Annotated in this window: 20 protein-coding genes; 11 read left to right on the top strand and 9 right to left on the bottom strand. The window is 37.0% G+C overall.

What is annotated here, in order from left to right:
• Nucleotides 1-263: 263 nt before the first annotated feature.
• The 3 genes from leuB (at nucleotide 264) to leuD (ending at nucleotide 3,665) form a co-directional block, all read left to right on the top strand.
• On the top strand, nucleotides 264-1,364 hold the full coding sequence (gene leuB / locus BFJ97_RS10745; RefSeq protein WP_068984643.1) for a 3-isopropylmalate dehydrogenase: 1,101 nt from the start codon (nucleotides 264-266) through the stop codon (nucleotides 1,362-1,364).
• Nucleotides 1,365-1,380: 16 nt separating this feature from the next.
• Entirely contained in the window at nucleotides 1,381-2,790 is a 1,410-nt protein-coding gene (leuC, locus tag BFJ97_RS10740) for a 3-isopropylmalate dehydratase large subunit (RefSeq protein ID WP_068984642.1), read from the top strand.
• Between the two features lie 284 nt (nucleotides 2,791-3,074).
• Nucleotides 3,075-3,665, top strand: a complete 591-nt coding sequence (gene leuD / locus BFJ97_RS10730) for a 3-isopropylmalate dehydratase small subunit (protein WP_068984640.1) — start codon at nucleotides 3,075-3,077, stop codon at nucleotides 3,663-3,665.
• Between the two features lie 174 nt (nucleotides 3,666-3,839).
• Here leuD and BFJ97_RS10725 read toward each other — a convergent pair whose 3' ends face one another.
• Nucleotides 3,840-4,112, bottom strand: a complete 273-nt coding sequence (locus BFJ97_RS10725) for a hypothetical protein (protein ID WP_068984639.1) — start codon at nucleotides 4,110-4,112, stop codon at nucleotides 3,840-3,842.
• A gap of 195 nt (nucleotides 4,113-4,307) precedes the next feature.
• On the opposite strand from BFJ97_RS10725, the gene BFJ97_RS10720 reads away from it, so the two are divergent.
• The 7 genes from BFJ97_RS10720 (at nucleotide 4,308) to BFJ97_RS10695 (ending at nucleotide 12,253) form a co-directional block, all read left to right on the top strand.
• Nucleotides 4,308-5,522, top strand: a complete 1,215-nt coding sequence (locus BFJ97_RS10720; RefSeq protein ID WP_068984638.1) for an MFS transporter — start codon at nucleotides 4,308-4,310, stop codon at nucleotides 5,520-5,522.
• Nucleotides 5,519-5,689 carry a hypothetical protein gene (locus BFJ97_RS24685; RefSeq protein ID WP_175401731.1) on the top strand — a complete coding sequence of 57 codons (171 nt, stop codon included), beginning with the start codon at nucleotides 5,519-5,521 and terminating at the stop codon, nucleotides 5,687-5,689. The genes BFJ97_RS10720 and BFJ97_RS24685 overlap by 4 nt, the downstream gene beginning before the upstream one ends.
• Nucleotides 5,690-5,913: 224 nt before the next feature.
• Entirely contained in the window at nucleotides 5,914-6,792 is an 879-nt protein-coding gene (rbsK, locus tag BFJ97_RS10715; RefSeq protein WP_068984637.1) for a ribokinase, read from the top strand.
• A 301-nt stretch (nucleotides 6,793-7,093) separates the two neighbouring features.
• Nucleotides 7,094-8,944: a GTP-binding protein gene (locus BFJ97_RS10710; protein WP_068984636.1), complete on the top strand. Its 1,851-nt coding sequence runs from the start codon at nucleotides 7,094-7,096 to the stop codon at nucleotides 8,942-8,944.
• Nucleotides 8,945-9,054: 110 nt separating this feature from the next.
• Nucleotides 9,055-10,275 carry an RtcB family protein gene (locus BFJ97_RS10705; protein ID WP_068984635.1) on the top strand — a complete coding sequence of 407 codons (1,221 nt, stop codon included), beginning with the start codon at nucleotides 9,055-9,057 and terminating at the stop codon, nucleotides 10,273-10,275.
• 157 nt (nucleotides 10,276-10,432) lie between these two features.
• A complete protein-coding gene (locus tag BFJ97_RS10700; RefSeq protein WP_254660155.1) occupies nucleotides 10,433-10,945 on the top strand; it encodes a sigma-70 family RNA polymerase sigma factor in 513 nt (170 codons plus the stop codon).
• A complete protein-coding gene (locus tag BFJ97_RS10695; RefSeq protein WP_068984634.1) occupies nucleotides 10,946-12,253 on the top strand; it encodes a DUF4179 domain-containing protein in 1,308 nt (435 codons plus the stop codon). It begins immediately after the preceding gene.
• Between the two features lie 52 nt (nucleotides 12,254-12,305).
• Here BFJ97_RS10695 and BFJ97_RS10690 read toward each other — a convergent pair whose 3' ends face one another.
• The 4 genes from BFJ97_RS10690 to BFJ97_RS10675 all read right to left on the bottom strand — a co-directional run bounded on the left by BFJ97_RS10690 (nucleotide 12,306) and on the right by BFJ97_RS10675 (nucleotide 15,193).
• On the bottom strand, nucleotides 12,306-12,815 hold the full coding sequence (locus tag BFJ97_RS10690; RefSeq protein WP_068984633.1) for a ferritin: 510 nt from the start codon (nucleotides 12,813-12,815) through the stop codon (nucleotides 12,306-12,308).
• A gap of 283 nt (nucleotides 12,816-13,098) precedes the next feature.
• The gene (locus BFJ97_RS10685; protein ID WP_068984632.1) at nucleotides 13,099-13,734 is read right to left on the bottom strand and encodes a Bax inhibitor-1/YccA family protein; all 636 of its coding nucleotides are present in this window, start codon (nucleotides 13,732-13,734) and stop codon (nucleotides 13,099-13,101) included.
• Between the two features lie 89 nt (nucleotides 13,735-13,823).
• On the bottom strand, nucleotides 13,824-14,282 hold the full coding sequence (locus BFJ97_RS24130; RefSeq protein ID WP_139114422.1) for a hypothetical protein: 459 nt from the start codon (nucleotides 14,280-14,282) through the stop codon (nucleotides 13,824-13,826).
• Between the two features lie 149 nt (nucleotides 14,283-14,431).
• Nucleotides 14,432-15,193, bottom strand: a complete 762-nt coding sequence (locus BFJ97_RS10675; RefSeq protein ID WP_068984630.1) for a TerC family protein — start codon at nucleotides 15,191-15,193, stop codon at nucleotides 14,432-14,434.
• Between the two features lie 421 nt (nucleotides 15,194-15,614).
• Between BFJ97_RS10675 and BFJ97_RS10670 the strand changes: the two genes are divergently transcribed.
• Nucleotides 15,615-17,372, top strand: a complete 1,758-nt coding sequence (locus tag BFJ97_RS10670; RefSeq protein WP_068984629.1) for an ABC transporter ATP-binding protein — start codon at nucleotides 15,615-15,617, stop codon at nucleotides 17,370-17,372.
• An 80-nt stretch (nucleotides 17,373-17,452) separates the two neighbouring features.
• Here BFJ97_RS10670 and BFJ97_RS10665 read toward each other — a convergent pair whose 3' ends face one another.
• The 4 genes from BFJ97_RS10665 to BFJ97_RS10650 form a co-directional block, all read right to left on the bottom strand.
• Nucleotides 17,453-18,913, bottom strand: a complete 1,461-nt coding sequence (locus BFJ97_RS10665; RefSeq protein ID WP_068984628.1) for a spore germination protein — start codon at nucleotides 18,911-18,913, stop codon at nucleotides 17,453-17,455.
• Complete coding sequence (locus tag BFJ97_RS10660; protein ID WP_068984627.1) at nucleotides 18,913-20,037, bottom strand: endospore germination permease; 1,125 nt, start codon at nucleotides 20,035-20,037, stop codon at nucleotides 18,913-18,915. The genes BFJ97_RS10665 and BFJ97_RS10660 overlap by 1 nt, the downstream gene beginning before the upstream one ends.
• Before the next feature lie 168 nt (nucleotides 20,038-20,205).
• Nucleotides 20,206-21,093: a DUF3298 and DUF4163 domain-containing protein gene (locus tag BFJ97_RS10655; protein WP_068984626.1), complete on the bottom strand. Its 888-nt coding sequence runs from the start codon at nucleotides 21,091-21,093 to the stop codon at nucleotides 20,206-20,208.
• Nucleotides 21,086-21,604 (bottom strand): sigma-70 family RNA polymerase sigma factor, encoded by a 519-nt coding sequence (locus BFJ97_RS10650; RefSeq protein WP_068984625.1) that lies wholly within the window; start codon nucleotides 21,602-21,604, stop codon nucleotides 21,086-21,088. Before BFJ97_RS10650 ends, BFJ97_RS10655 begins: the two co-directional genes overlap by 8 nt.
• Nucleotides 21,605-21,807: the final 203 nt, after the last annotated feature.

The following is a 21,807-nucleotide window of genomic DNA, read 5'->3' as shown; positions in this document are numbered from 1 at the left end:
CTATTAACCGTCATTTAATTCAAGCAAGCCTTGGTGCACAGTATGTGAGTTAATTGATTAGTAGGCAACTGGTAAATGTCACAGATTTAGATGGTAGTGAATGGTATTAGTGTACTTCACATTCCAGACGCAATTAGGCCGTTGTGTATTTTAAGCATTTCAATTACGCAAAGACGTAGTTGATGACTCTCATCTATAAATATAGGTGAGAGTCTTTACTAAAATAGCGGATTCAACGCTATACAAAGAAAGGTGTTTTGACGATGGAGAAAAAAATTACAGTACTTCCTGGTGACGGAATAGGACCAGAGGTTGTTGCTTCTGCTGTTCGTGTATTACAAGTAATTGGTAAGCGATTCAACCATACATTCCATTTAGGTTATGCAACAATCGGGGGCGCTGCCATCGACCAACACAATAATCCACTGCCAGATGAAACAATCGAGATGTGTGAAAATAGTGACGCTATTTTACTGGGAGCTGTTGGTGGGCCGAAATGGGACCATAACCCACCTGAATTACGTCCAGAAAAAGGATTATTACGTATTCGCAAGCACTTTGACTTATTCGCAAATCTACGTCCAGTAAAGGCGTTCCCGAGTTTACTAGATGCTTCACCATTAAAACGTGAAGTAGCCGAAAACGTCGATTTAATGATTGTACGTGAACTAACAGGCGGCGTATACTTCGGGGAACCACGTATGCGTACTGAGAATGGCGCGATTGATACAACGGTTTACTCAACTGCAGAAGTTGAGCGTATCGTTGAAAATGCCTTTGAATTAGCACGTTTACGTGGAGGCAAATTATGCTCTGTTGATAAAGCAAATGTACTTGAAACAAGTCGTTTATGGCGCGAAGTTGTAGAAGCGAAGAAAAAAGATTATCCGGATGTGCAAGTGGAGCACAATTTAGTAGACTCCGTTGCGATGAAATTAATTACAAATCCTTGTCATTATGATGTAGTAGTTACTGAAAATATGTTTGGAGATATTTTAAGTGATGAAGCATCGGTTATTACAGGTTCTTTAGGTGTATTACCATCTGCATCTATTCGGGGTGATAATTTTGGTCTATATGAACCAGTACATGGCTCCGCACCAGAAATTGCTGGCCAAGGTGTAGCAAATCCAGCAGCAACCATTCTTTCAGTTGCCATGATGCTACAATATTCATTTGGCTTAAAAGAAGAGGCTGCAGAAATTGAACGTGCTGTCAGTGCAGTATTTGATGATGGCTATTTCACTGCAGATCTTGCACGAGATGGCGATCGTATACTATCTACAAACGAATGGACAGATAAAGTAATGAATGAGATTGATACTAGCTTTGTTTCGGAAAGCATTATGACAACATACATTTAGGAAATAGGTGAAGATGATGGGTAAAAATATAATTGAAAAGATTTGGGATAAACATGTCGTTTATCAGGAAGAGGGCAAACCGGACCTGTTATATATTGATCTCCATTTAATTCATGAAGTAACTTCTCCGCAAGCCTTTGAAGGTTTACGAATGAACGGACGTAAAGTGCGTCGTCCAGAATTAAGCTTTGCGACAATGGATCATAACGTGCCTACAAAAAATCTACCAACAATCCATGATCCAATTGCACGAAACCAAATCGAAACGTTGGCAAAAAACGCTGAAGAGTTTGGCGTTGAGCTTGCAGGGATGGGGCATCCTGACCAAGGAATCGTTCACGTAATTGGACCAGAGCTAGGTTTAACTCAACCTGGTAAAACGATTGTCTGTGGTGACTCCCATACTTCTACACACGGTGCTTTTGGAGCGATTGCCTTCGGTATTGGTACTTCCGAGGTAGAACATGTATTGTCAACGCAAACGTTATGGCAGAACAAGCCAAAAACAATGGAAATTCGTGTAGAAGGTGAGCTCTCTGTAGGGGTAGCGGCCAAAGATATTATTTTAGCGATTATTTCTAAATTCGGTATCGGTGTCGGCACAGGACATATTGTGGAATTCACTGGAGAGGCTATCCACAAGCTATCTATGGAAGAACGGATGACAATTTGTAACATGTCGATTGAAGCAGGTGCAAAGGCAGGGCTAATTTCCCCTGACCAAACGACTGTTGACTATATCCGTGGACGTAAACATGCACCACAAGGAGAAAAGTTTGAGGAAGCAGCAGATTATTGGTTAAGTTTAGCATCCGATGAAGACGCAACATATGATACAGTTCGAATCATTCAAGCAGAAGAAATTGAACCAATCATCACTTGGGGAACAAATCCGTCAATGGGTTCAGGTGTTTCAAGTAATGTTCCAACACAGGCAGATTATGAAGATGAGTCAGATAAAGCCGCTCTTCGTAAAGCACTTGCCTACATGGGCTTAGAGGAAGGTCAACCATTAACTTCCATCGATATCCAACACGTATTTATCGGATCTTGCACAAACTCACGCATCAGTGATTTACGTGCAGCAGCGAATATCATCAAAGGACGTAAGGTGCATGAGAATGTAACAGCTATCGTTGTACCAGGTTCACATTCGACGAAAAAACAAGCAGAAGCAGAAGGATTAGATAAAATCTTTACAGATGCAGGCTTTGAATGGCGTGAGACAGGTTGCTCCATGTGTTTAGCAATGAATGATGATGTAGTACCAGCTGGTGAACGCTGTGCATCAACATCAAACCGTAACTTTGAAGGCCGTCAAGGAGCTGGTTCTCGTACACACTTAGTATCACCGCCAATGGCAGCGGCGGCAGCAATTGCTGGTCACTTTGTGGATGTTCGTGAATTCGTAAAGGAAACTGTGTAATTTTTATCTTCATTCAGAAGGCACCTCATATTTGTGGTGAGATTATTACGATTGTAATTTCTATTCAGTAGGTTACCAAATACAAAAATAAGACTGGATGAAGATAAAGCCTTTGGCAGATGTCACGGATTTTGAAAGGGGCCAAAATAAGGATGTTAGCCTAAACCTTCGCATCCTGCGAAAACGGCTAACTGACCTGCCTCGTGCAGGCCTAAGCACAATTCAAAATCCAGGACGCAATTACGCCAAGGCGAAATTGATTAGCACGGAAAGGATGATTGAAAATGGAACCAATTAATATCGTAAATAGTGTGATAACACCACTTGATCGTAAAAATGTTGATACAGACCAAATTATTTCGAAAGAGTTTTTAAAACGTATTGAGCGTACAGGTTTTGGACAGTTTTTATTTTACCATTGGCGTTTTGATGCAGATGGTAATGAAATCAAGGACTTTGTGTTAAATAAACCTGAATTTAAAGACTCCAAAATTTTAGTAGCACAAGATAACTTCGGCTGTGGTTCTTCTCGTGAACATGCACCGTGGGCAATCTTAGATTACGGCTACAATGTAGTGATTGCACCATCATTTGCAGATATTTTCCATAATAACTGTTTCAAAAATGGGATATTACCAATTAAGTTAACAGAAGCAGAGTGTGATGAAATATTAGCTAAGGGCTTAGAAAAACCGTACATGGTGGAAGTCAATCTTGAGGCACAAACAGTAACATGTGAAGATGGGGGAGTGTATCATTTTAGCATCGACCCTTACTATAAAGAAACACTGTTAAATGGTTGGGATGAAATCGCCCTAACCTTTAAATACGAAGAACAAATCGCTGCTTACGAAGCAAAACGTATTGCCTATTAATCGTTGATGCGATTTCCTTTAGACTGAAGACATACTTGATGATGTCTTCGGTCTTTTTATCGTTTTTTTATTTCCCGACAGAAGACTCCTACTTCAAGGGATGTGAAGGGGGATATCGTTCAAAGCACACCCGAACACTGAATAATCAAAGCTCATTAATGCGGAGCCTTCTAGTTATTGGGATGGATAAAAATGGTCAATCAACACACCTGCTAACATCGTGTTGGTGTTGCTGTCGCTTCGCTTTCGCACAGAAAAAACATGTTGCTGTCGCTTCGCTTTCGCACAGAAAAAACATGTTGCTGTCGCTTCGCTTTCGCACAGAAAAAACATGTTGCTGTCGCTTCGCTTTCGCACAGAAAAAACGTGTTGCTGTCGCTTCGCTTTCGCACAGAAAAAACGTGTTGCTGTCGCTACGTTAGCACTGCGCTTTCGCACAAAAAACATCTGTTGCCCCAATGCCTCCGGACACAATTCTGTCGAGGTATAATTGATAAGTTAATGTTTTGTAAAAATACACAACAAATTAATGAAATATTTTGATAATATATTTATGAGGGAATAAATGGATTGTTTAGTAGGGGGACAGTGAAACGATTCGGATGATGATGAGGCTAGTTATTTTGAAAGGGGGAACTTATCATGAATATCATTCGAAAATACAGTCTGTTAATTGGGGGCTTAGGTTTTTCCAATTTAGGGAACTGGATTTACCTCGTTGCACTTAATTTATTTGTATGGCATTTAACACAATCACCTGCAGCGATGGCCGGGATCTTTATTGTCGGTCCTATCGCTAGAGTTTTAACCAACTTGGTCGCAGGCTCTTTCATTGATCGTATGAATAAACGCAAGTTGATGATTACAACTGATATGATACGAGGTGTTATCGTTTTTTGTATGCCGTTTATGGAATCTATTTGGCTCATCTATGCGCTGTTGTTTTTAGCAAATATGGCGAGTAGTTTCTTTGGACCTAGTAGTACATATTATATTACAAAATTTATTCCCTCAGAAGATAGACAACGATTCAATGCAATACTTGGCACGTTCAATTCAGGTTCGTTTTTAGTAGGTCCAGCACTAGCGGGTCTTCTCATCATGCTTTTTAATACAACAGTTACAATTTGGTTCAATAGCTTTACATTTTTTGTATGTGCGATAATTATTTACTTATTACCTGATGTAGATGATGTGAAGGAAACTTCGAAGAGGCAACGTATTACTTGGCAAATATTAAAAAGTGATTATGTAACTGTAGTGGCTTTCATCCGACAAAATCCGTTATTTATTACGATTTATTTATTGTTCCAAAGTGCGTTAATGATTGCATTTGCGCTTGATTCTCAAGAAGCGACATTTATAAAACAAGATTTAGCTTTATCGGATAGCATATATGGAGCTTTTGTGAGTATTGCAGGAGCAGGAGCGATTTTAGGTGGATTGGTTGCTGCAAGCTTTGCGAAGAAATGGTCCACCCGTTCATATATGGCTTTTGGCTTGTTCTTGACAATGGTGTTTTATACAGCCTTTTATGCGTCGACATCAAGTATATTGGCATGTGTAAGTTTTATTTTTCTAGGCTTTTTTATGGCATTTAGTAATACAGGTTATGAAACATTTTATCAGCAAAATGTACCGCCAGAAATGATGGGGAGATTCGGTAGTATTTCAAATATATTTCAAAATATTTTACAAATTACCTTTACGTTTCTATTAGGTTTGTTTGCAGAATTATTTACGCTTCAAATGACTGCAATTATTTTAGGTATTATAAGTATCATATTTTCGGTTTCATTATGCTTTGTGCTATATTCCAAAAAAATCCACATAGGTTTGAAGGAGGAAACATTATGATTAGTTATTCGCTTCATTGTATTTTTTGTAAGAAAACATTTGAAGTGGTAGAAGGATCAAAGAAATACAGACTGTATAAACAAAATATGCAAGGGAAATTTTCCTGTGAAGATTGTGATCGAAGAATTGAATTAGAGGCAAGGAAAGGTTTATTGGGAAAACTATAAATTGAAAATAGGTGTATCGAAATAATTAACTTCACTTTTATTGTAGACTTCTTTCAAGACAGCTTACTATTTTATAGGTAAAAATATATGGGTCCCATTAAAAAAGCTGGAGAATATCAGATGAGAAGCTAAATACCTCATCGTAATGATCAAATGTAAATGATCCTGTCTTTCTACTGTTTTCTCGGTTAGAATGGAAAAATAAAAAGAAAGTAGGTCAACAGATGATTACAGTTATAGGTAGCTTAAATATGGATTTAGTTGTACAAATGGAAGCTTTTCCAAAGCAAGGTGAAACAATCCTTGGTAAAGATTTTCAAACAATGCCAGGAGGAAAAGGGGCTAATCAGGCAGTTGCTGCTGCACGTCTTGGAAGTGAAATCGCAATGATAGGGTGTGTAGGCTCTGATAGTTTTGGTGAAACATTGCGCACTGTTTTACAGCAAGAGCACATTCAAACAGAAGCGATTGCAAGCACTTCAGTACCTACTGGGATAGCTAATATTCTAATCTACAATAATGATAACCGCATCATTGTCGTACCTGGCGCTAATTATGAATTAAAGCCTGACCATATAGAGGCAGCGAAAGAAATCATTCAAAAAAGTCAGATGGTCATTATGCAGCTAGAAATCCCAATGGAAACGACTGCGTATGCAATAAAATTATGTAAAGAAGCTAATGTACCTGTTTTATTAAACCCAGCACCAGCGGCTAATTTTGATGTGCAGTGGATGGATGATATCACTTATATCACACCAAATGAAACGGAGTGTAAGCAATTGTTTGGCGATCATTTTGATCAACTATTAGAAAAATATCCTAATAAAATGATTATTACGTTAGGTAGTGATGGAGCACGCTATTTTGATGGCGAATATCCAATACATGTTCCAGGTTTTATGACAAATGCAGTAGATACGACTGGCGCAGGGGATACGTTTAACGGTGCACTCGCTTATGCATTAGTAGAAGGACAATCTTTGGATCAGGCCGTGTACTTCGCAAATCTTGCCGCTTCTTTATCTGTAGAGAAATACGGTGCCCAAAGCGGGATGCCAACACTTGAAGCCGTTTACGCACGTATGGCTGGAGAAGAATAAAGTACAATGACAGATTTATAGTATAAAAGTCACTTTAATAAAATAGAGCAGGAGAGTAGGTGCTGAAAGACTAACTATCCTATTTAATTTATAATAGTTATATATATAGTATTTCTTTTAGTCTTAGTGGGGAATAATATTTGAGATTATAGGTTTAATAGTATAAGTATGAACTCCTATTTGTGACAACTGAAAGTAAGTAAATTATCCTTTTTTATTATTAATTCTAAGTACTATGTATTAGAGAAGGGCTAGTTTCATTTATAATGAATATATATACATACGAAAAGAGGTTATGAGGATGACGAACATTGACAATCTGCCAATTGAAAATACGACCTCAGCGAATAATATTTTGCCACAGTTTGTGGATCATTTACGCCAATTACATGGCATTATTGTACAAAATACATATGTGAAAGATACAGCTAAACACTTAAACCGTATCATTCAAGATGCTAACAACGAAACGATGATTCTTCTTGTTGGGAAAGAGCGTGTTGGAAAAACAACACTAGTGAATGGACTGCTAGGACGTCAAGTTTTGTCTGTTAGTGATCAGCATTCTACAGGTGTAAATACATTCTTGCGTTACGGTGAAAATGAAGAAATAAAAGCGTATTTTTTAGATGGCGTTGTAGCCACATTCGATATGAGTAAGCTAGAATTATTGACTACTGGCGATACTTTTGCATCTGAAATACTACGCGAGCATTTAGATTACCTAGAAGTATATTTGAAAAATGATTTATTAAAATCAGTTACAATCATAGATTCTGTTTCATTGGAGGCAGGGGGAGGAGAAATGGCCTATTTCTCAGAAGCGTTGATGAACCGTGTTGACGAAATCTTTTGGGTATTACGCTCAGGTTCAATGGCTATTTATCCAGAAATATTATTGATGGAGACCTTAAAAAACAAAGGTGTTGAGCCTCTTTGTGTCATCAATGGTATTGATTCAAATGAAAATACGGAGATGTTTATCAATTCAGAGAGAGAGCGGTTTGGCCATTTAACAAGTAATTTTGTTGCTATCTCTGCAACAGAAGCACTTGAAGCTAAACAGACTAACTGTGATGAACTTTGGCAAAAAAGCCAGTACGAGCATTTAATTACAGAAATTCAACGAGTTGCAGAAAATAGTGATAAGAAAACGTATGCCATTTTAATTCGCTTTTTACAATGGCTTGAACGATTCCGCTTCGAATTAACTGTTATTCCACAAAGAGATCCTTTCCAATCTGCTGTTGAGAACATTGAAAAGTACGCAGGCGATACACAATATGAATTTTCACGCTATCAACGTGATTTAACGATTGTGACTGAATATGAGCAAGAATACGAACAGGTTGCCAATGTATTTAAAAATGTTCAAACATTATACCAGCTTTTACAAACCATTTCACAAAATGATTATTTACAAGATGAAATTGTGGAAAGCTTTACAGAAAAGGCTATTTATTATCAACTAAAGGTACGGGAATACCGCAATATGCAGAGCGAATATATGCGTGAATATGATCGATTGGACGCACAACATAAAAAAATTCATGGAAAAGGTCTGATCAAGGCTATCTTTGGTCAGCATACACAAAATGACTTTTTCAAGGAACGTGTCGACAAGTTAAATGAGCAGCAAGAACTATGTATTGCACATTTTGAAAAAGTACACGAAACGGAGACATTGATTCTTCAGTCCATTCAATCCATACAAAGTCATCTAATGGATTTATCGAGAAACCGTTTGGTACGTATTGAGCAAAAAGTGCAAGAACTTAATCAACAACGTTCAAGAGAAAAGCACCAATTACAATTATACGCTAACAAATTAAATGAATTTTCTTGTTTGATTGAGGCACAGGGCTATATTAAAGAAAAGATTCAACCATTTTTAATGGACGAGCAAATGCCCCTTAGAACAAAGGATATTGAAATGCTAAAAGAAACAATAAACAGTTTAGTGAGCATTGACTTAACAAATAATGGTTTACTTGCACGTAGTCAAATGAACAAAAAAATGGAAAGTACGGCAATTCCTTTTGAAGCTCAGCAAAAATATCCGTTACATACGTTAGCTTTAGTAGAAGAGGATGTAAAATCAAACGATATACCAGAAATTCCGAAAAAATTAGATATCCAATATGAAGAATAGACTGTAAAAGGAAATGTCCTAAAAGTAATTTAAACTTTTAGGGCATTTTTTATGATGAGGGATGAAACAAAATATGGTATTTTTTCGTATAAATAGAAGGAGGGATTAAAATGATTCAAATTAACGGACGTTTTACGGAAGTGAAAATTTATTCTAATACAGCATTACAATCGGCTATCGATCAAATTAAAGAATTGGCAAATCAAGCCTTTATGGAAGGAACAAAAGTACGGATTATGCCAGATTATCATGCAGGGAAGGGCTGTGTTATTGGCACAACGATTCAGCTTCAGAATCGTGTAGTGCCTAACCTTGTAGGTATTGATGTAGGTTGCGGTGTATTTGTAGCTGAGTTAAATGAGACGGGTATAGATTTTTCTAAACTTGATGCTACAATTCGAGCACATATACCAAGCGGACAGGATATCCATCAGGAAGTATCGCCTGCCCGACATTTTGTAGAATTCGAAGGAAAACAGTTTGTAGCGAGTGGCTTAAAGGATGACTATACGAATTTATCACTAGGTACACTTGGGGGAGGCAATCATTTTATAGAGCTTGCAAAAGACGAAGCAGGCACACATTATTTACTTATCCATACTGGCTCGCGTTATGTCGGAGCTAAGGTAGCAAATTGGCATCAAAAAAGAGCCTATGAAACATTGCAACGAGAAGATTTAAAAGAAAAAATAGGCGAACTGAAAAATCAGGGGCGGGAAAAAGAAATTCAAGCGATGATTCAAGCTTATAAAGAGCAAAATCCTATTGTACCAAAAGATTTGGCGTATTTAGAGGGTGAGTATTTCCATGATTATATTCACGATATGAAAATTGCTCAGCAGTATGCTCGGATGAATCGTTGGACAATTGCTGAAACAATTGCGAAGCATATGAACTGGCACTTTAACGAAACGTTTGATACGATCCATAACTATATTGATACGGAAACAATGACATTAAGAAAAGGAGCCGTTCGAGCAAATAAAGGAGAGAAGCTGGTTATTCCTATGAATATGCGAGATGGCTCACTTATTTGTATAGGGAAAGGGAATGTAGAATGGAATTACTCGGCACCACATGGAGCGGGACGTATGTATTCTCGACGTGCTGCAAAAGAAGCGCTAAACATGGAAGATTTTAAAGAAACGATGCGAGGTATCTGGACAACATCCGTAAACGAAGAAACGTTGGATGAAGCGCCAATGGCTTATAAGCCGATGTCAGAAATTACATCTGTTCTCGAGGAAACTGCTGATATATTAAAAGTGATTACACCCGTTTATAATTTTAAAGCTAGCGAAGTAGCAAAGCCATATGAGCGACGAAAGTAAACTGTGAATGAATAAAAAACTTGTTGATGAAGCATATCCGTGTTTTTTGGGATATGTTTTCTTTTTGAGAAGAACTTCGCATTTTTATTTGCATTAAAAGAAAATAAAATGAACGAAAGTGTCAGCTCGTTTGTCTAATAAATAGAAGGGAGTGAATGTGTTGGATGAACAAGCATTGGTAAAGCGTGCGATGGCTGGAGACGAACTAGCATTTTTACAATTACTTAATCAATATGAACAGACAATGTACCGTATGGCATTCGCCTATTTAAAGAATGAACATGATGCCATTGAAGCAGTGCAAGAAGCAACATACCGTAGCTTAAAAAAGATACATACCGTAAAAGAATCAGCTTATTTTGGTACGTGGCTTGTCCGAATTTTACTCAATATTTGTCATGATATGCGGGAAAAAAGTAAGCGTCTAGATTTACAGGAGAACATAGATATCGGTAACACTGCATCGAATCATGAGCGTTTTGAAATGACTGATATCATTACAAAGCTACCAAAAGAGCAACAGGAGCTAATTTTTTTGAAATATTTTCAAGACTATAAAAATCAAGATATTGCTGCACTTCAAAATATTCCAGAAGGAACAGTGAAATCGAGGTTGCATGGGGCATTGAAAAAGTTAAAACTCTATTTTATGGAGAAGGGAGAGCTGTAGATGAAACAGGTAAAAAAGCATGATTATGATACTTTCGTCAAAGAGTTGGAACAAATTGACATTCCACATGAACAATTAGAAGAGTCGTACATAAAAAGTATCATACGCTTTCAAAAAGAGAAGCGTAATCGACAACGTAAATGGCAGGGCATCGTTGTTACTTGTGCATTACTATTGCTATTTGTAACGTCCATTCGTATATCTCCAGCTTTTGCTAGTGCCATCGCAAAAATCCCAGGCTTTGCTCCACTAGTTCAGATGATCACGTACGATAAAGGTGTCGAAGATATACTCCATAATAACTATTATGAGGAACTAGGATTGTCACAAACGAAAAATGGTTTAACTTTTACACTACTAGGGGTTATTGCTGATGAAACAGGTATGATTTTACCTTATACATTTTCCGCACCGTTTGATGTTCGTCATTTAAAAATCAAGGAAATAGAGCTCCGCCAAAATGGTAGGGTATTACCTGCAGGAATGAGTTACAGCGGGTATGACGAAAAGGAAACATTTTTGATTGAAGAAAAACTTGAGGCTACATTTAAGGATCCTATTAGTTATGACAATGCCAAATTTGAATTAAATATACAATTTGATGATGAAAAACAAACAGAATTTACGATTCCATTTTTACTTAAAAAGCCAATTGCGAAAACGAAGATCTATGAATTGAATGAAAAAATGAGCTTTGAAGAACAGCATATCATCGTCAAGTCCGTTTCTATTTCACCACTTCGTACAGGTATTACAATCGTTCTTGATCCAAATAATGAAATGCGTATTTTAGGATTTGATGACATACGTCTATTGGATGAAAAAGGGGAGGAGTGGACGACAATCAGTAATGGCTTAACAGCTACAGGTAATCTTATAGATGAAGAAGAAACGGTCTTTATGCAAAGTAATTATTTTAGAGAGCCCAAAAAGTTGACCTTATCCATTGGTAAAGTAAAAGCATTGCCAAAAGGACAGGATTTTATAGAAGTAGATTTTAAGCAAAAGAAAGTACTATCCAAACCACCACTCCCGGGCTTAAAGGTTCAAGTTAATAAGCGAATGGTAACAATAAATGTTCCAACTTCTTATAAAGATAAAAATATCAGTTTACTTGGCACAGCAATTGATGCAAATGGCGAAACTGTTTACAGTAATTCAGCAAGTTTCCATAGACCTGATGAAAACATAATCGAACAAACAGAAACATATGACATAAAGGAAGTTGCCAATCCAGTCCGCATTTATTTCACCCATTATGAAAACTTTTTAGATGGAACTCAAACGGTTGAAATTCCATTGAAATAGTCAAAAAAGAATCTGCTCATACGGCAGATTCTTTTTTAATTAAATATAAATTTTATGCTTCAGCATCTGGTGAAAAAGTACGGCTAGCTAATTCAGCATCAAGCATAAAGATTGCGTTGGAATCACTTTGAATGCGTTCAATTTTACGAATTAACGTATCGAACGTTGATTCTTCTTCTACTTGCTCGTCTATGAACCATTTTAAGAAAGCCATTGTTGCATGCTCACGTTCATCTAAAGCGATATCGGATAAATTGTAAATGCGGCGAGTCACTTCTTTTTCGTGTGAAAGAGCAGATTTAAAAGCATGTAGAATCGAATCAAAATTATTTTCAGGGCTATCATAGCCGTGGATTGTTGCGCGGTAGCCCATATCACTTAGAAAATTATAAAATTTCATAGCATGGAAGCGCTCTTCTTCAGCCTGTACTAAAAAGAAGTTGGCAAAGCCATCATAATCTTGGTCTGTACAGTATGCTGCCATTGCCATATAGGCGTGCGCTGAGAAAAATTCAAAATTCATTTGTTCGTTTAGTGCTGTGTGTAGTTTTTCAGATAACATAAAAGTTTTCCTCCCTTAGTAGTAAATACCTGTTGATGTCTTATAGTATACAACGAAGGTAGGGGGTTATACAAATGATATTTGTTCTCAATTAAAAAATCCCGTAGTAAGATTCCTACCTCAAAATTAAGGAGAAAGATGGGAAGTTAACTGCTTGTAAAAGCCCGATTGGTGAGGGGCAACAGGATGTCGGTCACACAAATACTTTCATTGGAAATGTTTGTGTCCTTCTATCCAGTGGGGGATGAAGCGAACCCCAACCCCACTGAAGAAATCTTCAATTTTATTCAAATTCATTTTTTAATCGCCAAATTACTTCTAATAGATTAGTAAATAAATTAATAAAATCTAAGTAAAGATTTAAGGCCATACCAACGACTTCATCATCTGAAACGTGATTATGTCGGATTCGGTTAAAGTCATAAACTGTATAGAGACTAAATAGTAGTACAGTTACTCCCGCTATAATCAGTCCAACCATATTGCTTACAGGGATAAACATAAAAACTAGAGAAAATACGAGTACAACGATTAATACGGTGAATAAATAGCTTCCCCAATTGGAAATGTCTTTATTCATCATCATACCAACAAGTGCTAGCACAATGAAGATGGCTACGGTCGCTACGAAAACAAGTAACACAAGCTGTTGTCCTAGCTCTGCAATGAAAAATTGTGTTGTCCAAAATAGTGTAATCCCCATTAAGAAGGGGATCATATACATAATGGAATTAGCGAGTTTCAGACTTCGCACAAAGCAGGCAATGATAAGAAGCACAATTGTAATAATGGATATCGGCATGATAATAGCAGGGGGTAAAAATGTTGCGATGTACATCCCGATTACTGTTAACACCCACATAAAGGCAAAGTGTTTCAAAATTTTGTTCAAGTTATGATTGCGGTTAGCATATGCCATGTTGAAAAATCCTTTCTTTTGTAAAATAATTATCTATAATTATACGAACCAGTTTCTAAAAAGATTCAAATTTATAAAAATTTGGCTCATTACGTGTGGTTGATTTCCGTTCCGACTGGGCGCTTTGTTGCTGCCGCTTCGCTTTCGCACAGATAAAACATTTGTTGCTGCCGCTTCGCTTTCGCACAGATAAAACATTTGTTGCTGCCGCTTCGCTTTCGCACAGATAAAACATTTGTTGCTGCCGCTTCGCTTTCGCACAGATAAACATTTGTTGCTGCCGCTTCGCTTTCGCACAGATAAAACATTTGTTGCTGACGCTGCGCTTTCGCGCAGAGCAGAGCTTCCTGGGGGCGTCCGATGAGCCGCTTGGGGCAACAGATGTTTTTTGCGCGAAAGCTTAGTGCTAACGTAGCGGCAGGATGTTGGTCCGAAGAAGTTATCACAGGACGTGATGCTCTTAGCCTTCGTTCCTCTTTCGCTAATCCCCAAGGAGTCGCCCAGCCGCCACTCCAATCAACTAATATACAGGGCGTATATTTTAACAAATGTCATCCACAGCTTCTTCGGTTTGTGGAAACAATCATGACGGATCTGGACTAGCCAGTTTTTTGGCAGGGTGATAGGGAATCCTCTGAGAAATTGTATAAAATCGAAAATTCGCCAAGATGGTATGTCTAGGCGAATTTTTGATTAATTATTTTGCATTTTTCTTTTGGTTTTTCACGCCAACTAAGTATCCACCAAGGGCAATACCAATTAATACAGTCCAGAAAATAAGCTTCCACGTTGTTGAGTGTGGAAAATCATGTGGAATTATAGCTAGTTTTTCGTGTGCTAATGCTAGAACAGCCAGCTTTACACCAACCCAGCCTACGATTAGGAAGGCAGCTGTTTCAAGTGATGGGAATTTATCAAGAACTTGCACGAACCAACGAGCCGCAAAACGCATCATGATAACACCAATAATACCACCTAAGAACATCACTGAGAATTGACCAACATTAATGCCGCCAATATCAAAATCTCCGACATGTGGTAGCGTTACTGCAATAGCAACCGCTGCTAAAATTGAATCTACCGCAAAGGCGATGTCGGCAAGCTCAACTTTCATAACAGTCATCCAGAAGCCAGATTGTTTTTTAGGCTCTTGAATTTCTTCGGGGTTTTGTGCAGCCTTCCGTGAATCATAAATATGCTTACCTGACATGAATAATAAGTATGCAGCACCAAGAGCTTGAATTTGCCAGAAATTAACGAGCGTTGTAATAAGGAATAGTGCAGCAAAGCGGAAAATAAATGCTCCTATTAAACCATATAATAGTGCTTTTTGCTGTTGTTCCTTAGGTAAATGTTTTACCATAACGGCCATAACAACTGCATTATCAGCAGCTAATAAACCTTCTAGTACAATTAATACGATGAGTACCCATGCGTACTCTAATAAAATTGCCTCCAAATTTGTTTCCTCCTTTATACTTCGAACAGAAATGAATGTGCTGCTTTTAACGTATTCTTTGCATTTTAGGCAAAATAAAAAGACCTCTGCCTAAAAAATAGGCAAAGGTCTTGCTAAGCAATTAACTGTTAGTTGCACAGAAAAATATCGTGTACGACAAAAAATGCCTTCACACCCGATGGCATATGACCATGTAATGACGAATGTGAAATCAGATGTTTCATTTACATCTGCTAGCTACTCCCCTTTGACAAAATTGTCAAAAGCTATTCAATTCTTTATACATGGATTATAACATGTTTCTAATCCATTGCAAATAAAAATGTGAAAATAAAGTGAAAAAATCCTTTACCGAACAGTTTAAACAAGTGGTACTATTGGAGAGATGCGAAAATATTAGCAGCATAGAGAGGAGACATACATGTATAGAAAGTTTTTTTCATATTACAAACCACATAAACGATTATTTGTGATCGATTTTTCGAGTGCGATCATTGTAGCAATTTTAGAACTCGCTTTTCCTCTAGCTGTTCAGTGGTTTATTGACGAGTTATTACCTACAGGTGACTGGGGCATGATTGTCAAAGTAAGTGTGCTATTATTACTTGTTTATGTAATTAGCACAATCCTTAACTTTATTGTCAACTATTTAGGACATAAACTAGGTATTAACATCGAGACAGATATGCGACAAGAGTTATTTACACATGTTCAGCGTCAATCATTCCGTTTTTTTGATAATACGAAAACAGGTCATATTATGAGCCGTATTACAAATGATTTATTTGATATCGGCGAGTTTGCCCATCATGGACCGGAGGATTTATTTATTGCGATTATGACATTTGTCGGGGCCTTTGCTATTATGTTTAATGTTAATCCAACATTAGCGTTAATTGCCGCAATAATGGTGCCGTTTTTAACATGGCTTGTTACATTTAGCAATATTAAAATGAACAATGCATGGAAAACAATGTATGGGAAAATCGCTGATGTGAATGGTCGTGTAGAGGATAGTGTATCTGGCGTACGCGTGGTCAAATCCTTTACAAATGAAGCTTTTGAAATTGAACGCTTTAAGGAGCAAAACGGCTTTTTCCGCTCTGCCAAATTGTATGCTTATAAAATTATGGCAGGAACGCACTCCAGTATTTATATGATGACACGCTTGTTAACGTTAGTTGTGCTTGTTGTGGGGTCATGGCTAAGCTTTAGTGGCAAACTATCTTACGGTGAGCTAGTTAGCTTTGTTTTATATACAAATGTTCTAATTAAACCAATCGATAAAATTAGTGCATTGCTAGAGCTTTATCCAAAGGGGATGGCAGGCTTTAAACGCTTCCGTGAATTAATAGAACAGGAACCAGAAATCCTGGATCGTGAAGGGGCAAAGGCAGTTCAACATCTTTACGGAGATATTTCATTTAACAATGTTCACTTTAATTATGACACATCCAAAACGGTGTTAACGGATATTTCCTTTGACGTACTTGCTGGACAAACGATTGCATTTGTTGGTTCATCCGGAGCTGGTAAAACAACGATTTGTTCTTTAATTCCAAGGTTCTATGAAGTAAGTAGCGGTGCCATTACGATTGATGGGATTGATGTGCGAAATATGACACAGGCTTCATTACGTTCGCAAATTGGTATCGTACAGCAGGATGTCTTTTTATTTACAGGGACTATTCGAGAAAATATTGCTTATGGAAAATTAGGTGCTAGTGAGGAAGAAATTCGTGAGGCGGCTAAAAGGGCACATTTAGAGGCATTTATCGCAGAGCTTCCAAATGGCTATGAGACGCAAATCGGGGAGCGTGGTTTAAAGCTTTCCGGTGGACAAAAGCAACGAATTGCCATTGCTCGAATGTTCCTAAAAAACCCACCGATTTTAATATTAGACGAAGCAACCTCTGCTTTGGATACAGAAACAGAGATGATTATCCAACAGTCATTAACTGAGCTTGCTGAAAATCGAACAACCCTAGTTATAGCCCATCGACTGGCAACCATCCGCAATGCTGATCGAGTCCTAGTAGTGACACCAAATGGAATTGAAGAAGATGGAACTTATGATGAGCTTGTTGCACAAAATGGCATTTTCGCTAAGCTTCATCATATTCAGTTTCGTAAAGGACAAGGGGAGCCATCCATGCAGGAGTATGTTGAATTAAACTAAAAATGGCATTACTTAAATTGAAATATCCTCTCAAATAGATATGCTCATTTGAGGGGATATTTCTTATTGCCTTTTTTTCTTCATTTCTTCTCCTTGGTTTCAGCGGTACGAGTGTAATCTTGAGGTGCAAGTGCTTTATTACGCTCAGTGTAACTTTTTGCAGATAAGCGGAAGATCGATTTTTTAATAGTTGACCAATTTAAATCTGTGGCAAGATTCATGTAAGAGTAACCATAGATTCGGATATTACATAAGTAAAGAAGTGTAAGGTAAAGGGATATAAAAAATCCAAATAAACCAAAAAATGCACTGGCAAGAATGAAAGCAACACGCAATATACTGATGGTTGTGACAAGAGATTGGTTTACAAGTGTAAATGTTGCAATTGTAGAGATAGCAATAACTACAATCATTTCTGGACTTGTCACACCTGCGCGAATGGCTGCATCACCAATAATTAAACCGCCAACAACGCTTATCGTCCCTCCAATAACAGAAGGCAGACGTAAGCCAGCTTCACGAAACAATTCAAACATTAATAGCATTAGTAACATTTCGAGAGAGGAGGGGAGAGGTAGCCCTGTTTTTGCTTGGACAACTGTTGCTAAGAGCTGAAATGGTAGTTGATTTTGGTGATAAGTCGTTAGCGAGAGCCAAAATGCGGGCAACAGTAACCCAATTAAAATCCCTAAGATCCTCAAAAGTCGTTCAACAGAACTGAAAATGACAGGATATTCATTATCCTCTGCAGATTTCAGCAGTAAAAATAAATTTACAGGTGTGACGACGGCATATGCTACACCATCAACGAGAATGAGAAAGCGTCCTCTAATTAGTGACTGAATTGCATAATCGGGCCGTCCAGTATAATCAAATTTCGGGAAAAGCTTAGAGTTTTTGTTAATCCGCTCCATTAGTATATCCCCGCTAAAGACAATATCTGTATCTACAGATGCTAGTTGTTTTTTTATTCCATGTAAAATATCCATATCGACAATATCATCGAAATAAAGAATGGCCACGGTTGTTTTTGAACGTTTACCTACTTCCATTTTTTCTACACAAAACGAATTCGTTGGTAAACGTTTGCGCAATAGTGCAATGTTGACGCGAATATCTTCAATAAAATTATCTCTAGGTCCCTTAACAAGAACTTCCATTCTCGTCTCTTCCGGATTTCGATTAGGCTTTTTAGCGATATTACTAGCATATAAAAGTTCTTCTTCCTCAAAGTAAAGTAATAAGAAACCAGTGTATACAAAGGTAATAGCTTCTTCTTTATCTTTGACTTTTTGAAGAGTCGGGATATGAAGTTGATTTGTAATATTTTCTTCAAAAGATGTATCAGCTAAATGATCATAAAGAAATTGGATACGCCTAATAATGACTTCATTGAGCAGGTGTTGGTCTATCATTGCATCACAAGTTATGAATTGAACCTTTTGTTGATTAAATGTATATTCCTGAAATTGAATATCTGCTGATTTTTGAAATAGTTTTTTTAAGGTGTTTAGGTCTATAGCCTTCTCCTGCTGAGGCATTATAACTCACCACTTTCCATTTCTTGTTTTTCAGGTTTCCCTTTTTTAGAAGATTTATTTGAAAAGAAAGCTACTAGTACGAAAAAAATGGATAAAAGAAAAAAGAAAATAAAAGTAGCTGTTAATATATAGTTCCCTTTCACTTTCAAAAATATGTTTTCATTTAAAATAATTAACGGCAAACAAAGTAGAAAGAAGGGGGGAGCTAGCATTTTCCATATTCGTTTTGGATCCCCAGTCATTTTCAGTAAATCAGCTATTACATATAAAAAGAAGCCAACTCGTATAAATGTTCCAGTAAGCCATTGATAAATAGAGAAAAAGTCAAGATGCTCAATATAGCGACCAATCGATACTAATCCCCATTCCTCGTAAGCAGGATATCTTTGCTTTGCTGCTTCAGTTGGACCAAATTCTGTAATTGCACCGATCAGCGGACCTAAAGTAAGTCCCATTAAAATGAAAAGCATGATGCCAAAATGATACCAACGAATACGCTCTTTAAATTGATGTTGTAAAAATAAAAGCATTAATAGTTCAATAAATCCTGAAGCTGGATAAATCATCCCTTTCATAACAGGGGTGAATCCGTGCTCAAAAAATGGGCGTAATAACTCGTATTCTTTTACCTGTAGATTTGTAAATGCGACAAAAAAGCCAAAGACTACTACACCGAATAATACAAAGACATTTAAAATAGCAATGGTTTGTAAACTTGTTGTAACGAGTAAAATACAAAGAACCGTATATATGAGTAATAACATAATGACTGGAGTTTGGGGTAAAAATGTTGTGTTTACCCATTGCAGTGTTTCAACCATCGTAAAAGCACTGAGGATGAATAAAAATATAGCGATACTATAAATAATAATTGTTGAGCCTGTTTTTCCGATTTTTTCATCTAACCAGTCCCTGATTGGCTCCTGATTTGTCTTTTTTTGTATATAAACTAAAAGAAATAGCCAAAAGAATATAATAGCTGAGGCCATTAGTACAGAGATCCATCCGTCCCTTCCTGCAACATCAAGTAGTGGGGGAATAATTGTCACGTGATTTTTTAAGCCAATGACAGTCATGGATAAAAAAATAACATGTAAAATACTAATTGTTCCTACACCTTTCATATGAAAACCCTCTAACGTTAATTGATACACTTTAGCTTTGACAAAAAGTGAGGATTATAAGCATGACAGGCTCCTCTTAAAAGAGTGTATGATACATAAAAAAGCGAGGTATTTGACAATTTATCGTCAAATACCTCGTGTTTTGGAACTATATTTATAACAAAATGATTAATGAATATATTCTGTGCTTACAAGATCCTTTTTCAGGACATCTGTTGGGATTTCAAATTCTACTATACCCATATAGCCAGGTGCTACTTCGTATTTATCGAAGGAGATAACAAGCTTTCCTTTATCAGAAATATAGAATTGTTGATCCGCTTTAATAGCTTTAAATTCGTCAAAAAGCTCTTCGTCAGGAATGCCTCCTCCTTTTACCCAGTACGTTTTATCTGAGTCGGATGCCGCTTGCTCACGCATTTGTTCAATAATGTTTTCACTGATCGTTTTAATATAATTATCATCTTTAAATAGCATCGGCAATGTAATTAATATTTCATTTTGTTTATCAATTGTATCGTACTGCATAACTGTAGAAGATGATCCAACTGTATTGACAGTATAACGGCCAATCGATAAGATTTGCTCATTATCTGTTTTAATTTCATAACCACTATCTATCCCTGCATGACCGCCTCCAATTTCCTTTATATAATCAACTTCAGAAACAAAGTCATCATAAAGAGCCTTACCTTCTGAACGGTATTTTTCATTTAAAGTATTGGCAAGATCTTTATTTTCTAAGTTTTCAATAGAAGGTACTTTAATGTCAGCATCAAATGTTTCTTCTTTTACCTCATATTCAGTCCATGTTAAAACCTTTACGATACTACCAACAACAGGAATTTCTGAAAGAGTTCGTGCCATTGCTGGACTAACATTTAAACTAGCTGTAAAAAGGGCTGCAGCCGCTGCAGATCCAAGTAACCATTGTGGTGCTCGATTTTTTCTCTTCTTTTTACCTTGCTTTAGTGCTTTCTCAACTACAAAATCAAGCTCCTTTGGAATAGGTATTTCATTATATTGTTTTTCTAATTGTTTTAATTTTTCATCCATGTGCTGTTTCTCCCTTCACATCTTGCATTTGGATTTTTAGCAGTTTTAACGCTTTATAAAGGCGAGATTTGGCTGTGCTTAGCTTAATGTTAAGGATATCTGCTACATCAGCGAGCTTTAAATCTTCAAAATAGTGTAAAATGACAACTTCACGATACATTTGAGGTAAGTCCTCTAACGCATGCTCTAAGTCAACGTTTTCGTAGACATCCTCTTGTGCAGGTGTTAAATATTGCAATGTATCATCGTCTGTCACCTGTAAGCGTTTATGCTTACGTAAAAAATCAATAGCAGTACGTACGACGATTTTATAAAACCAGCTTTTCATATACTCGACATTTTCTAGTCGATCAAGTGAAAGCATTGCTTTTTGAATACTGTCTTGTACAACATCAAGTGCGTCCTGTTCATTTTTCGTATAGTTATACGCGAGCAAATAAAACCGTTCTTTCTGTTCACGAATAAGCTGGACAAATATTTCTTCATGTTGAAATGCATTTCTTGTTTTCATGTCCAAAGAAGCTCCTTTTTAATTTTCAAATTGTATACAACTACTAGACGTGCAAAAGGGGAGAAAAAGTTGATAGCAATAAAAAAACTTACCTCTACTATGAGATAAGTTTTATCATTCTAAAGTAGTACCATACAAAAACAAAAGCGATCATACACAACCATTTAAGTGTTGTGATGAAAATAATTGTACTTCCTTCAGCA

Origin of the sequence: Lysinibacillus xylanilyticus (assembly GCF_001708185.1) — a bacterium.
In the GTDB taxonomy this organism is placed as follows: domain Bacteria; phylum Bacillota; class Bacilli; order Bacillales_A; family Planococcaceae; genus Lysinibacillus; species Lysinibacillus xylanilyticus_A.
The sequence above is the reverse complement of the archived record's forward strand: the minus strand, read 5'-3'. Positions and strand labels throughout refer to the sequence as shown.

Bases quoted from the DNA above. Each gene is read 5' to 3' on its own strand.
- leuB (WP_068984643.1), top strand. From the start codon at position 264: ATGGAGAAAAAAATTACAGTACTTCCTGGTGACGGAATAGGACCAGAG.
- leuC (WP_068984642.1), top strand. From the start codon at position 1,381: ATGGGTAAAAATATAATTGAAAAGATTTGGGATAAACATGTCGTTTAT.
- leuD (WP_068984640.1), top strand. From the start codon at position 3,075: ATGGAACCAATTAATATCGTAAATAGTGTGATAACACCACTTGATCGT.
- BFJ97_RS10725 (WP_068984639.1), bottom strand. From the start codon at position 4,112: ATGTTTTTTGTGCGAAAGCGCAGTGCTAACGTAGCGACAGCAACACGT.
- BFJ97_RS10720 (WP_068984638.1), top strand. From the start codon at position 4,308: ATGAATATCATTCGAAAATACAGTCTGTTAATTGGGGGCTTAGGTTTT.
- BFJ97_RS24685 (WP_175401731.1), top strand. From the start codon at position 5,519: ATGATTAGTTATTCGCTTCATTGTATTTTTTGTAAGAAAACATTTGAA.
- rbsK (WP_068984637.1), top strand. From the start codon at position 5,914: ATGATTACAGTTATAGGTAGCTTAAATATGGATTTAGTTGTACAAATG.
- BFJ97_RS10710 (WP_068984636.1), top strand. From the start codon at position 7,094: ATGACGAACATTGACAATCTGCCAATTGAAAATACGACCTCAGCGAAT.
- BFJ97_RS10705 (WP_068984635.1), top strand. From the start codon at position 9,055: ATGATTCAAATTAACGGACGTTTTACGGAAGTGAAAATTTATTCTAAT.
- BFJ97_RS10695 (WP_068984634.1), top strand. From the start codon at position 10,946: ATGAAACAGGTAAAAAAGCATGATTATGATACTTTCGTCAAAGAGTTG.
- BFJ97_RS10690 (WP_068984633.1), bottom strand. From the start codon at position 12,815: ATGTTATCTGAAAAACTACACACAGCACTAAACGAACAAATGAATTTT.
- BFJ97_RS10685 (WP_068984632.1), bottom strand. From the start codon at position 13,734: ATGGCATATGCTAACCGCAATCATAACTTGAACAAAATTTTGAAACAC.
- BFJ97_RS10670 (WP_068984629.1), top strand. From the start codon at position 15,615: ATGTATAGAAAGTTTTTTTCATATTACAAACCACATAAACGATTATTT.
- BFJ97_RS10665 (WP_068984628.1), bottom strand. From the start codon at position 18,913: ATGCCTCAGCAGGAGAAGGCTATAGACCTAAACACCTTAAAAAAACTA.
- BFJ97_RS10660 (WP_068984627.1), bottom strand. From the start codon at position 20,037: ATGAAAGGTGTAGGAACAATTAGTATTTTACATGTTATTTTTTTATCC.
- BFJ97_RS10655 (WP_068984626.1), bottom strand. From the start codon at position 21,093: ATGGATGAAAAATTAAAACAATTAGAAAAACAATATAATGAAATACCT.
- BFJ97_RS10650 (WP_068984625.1), bottom strand. From the start codon at position 21,604: ATGAAAACAAGAAATGCATTTCAACATGAAGAAATATTTGTCCAGCTT.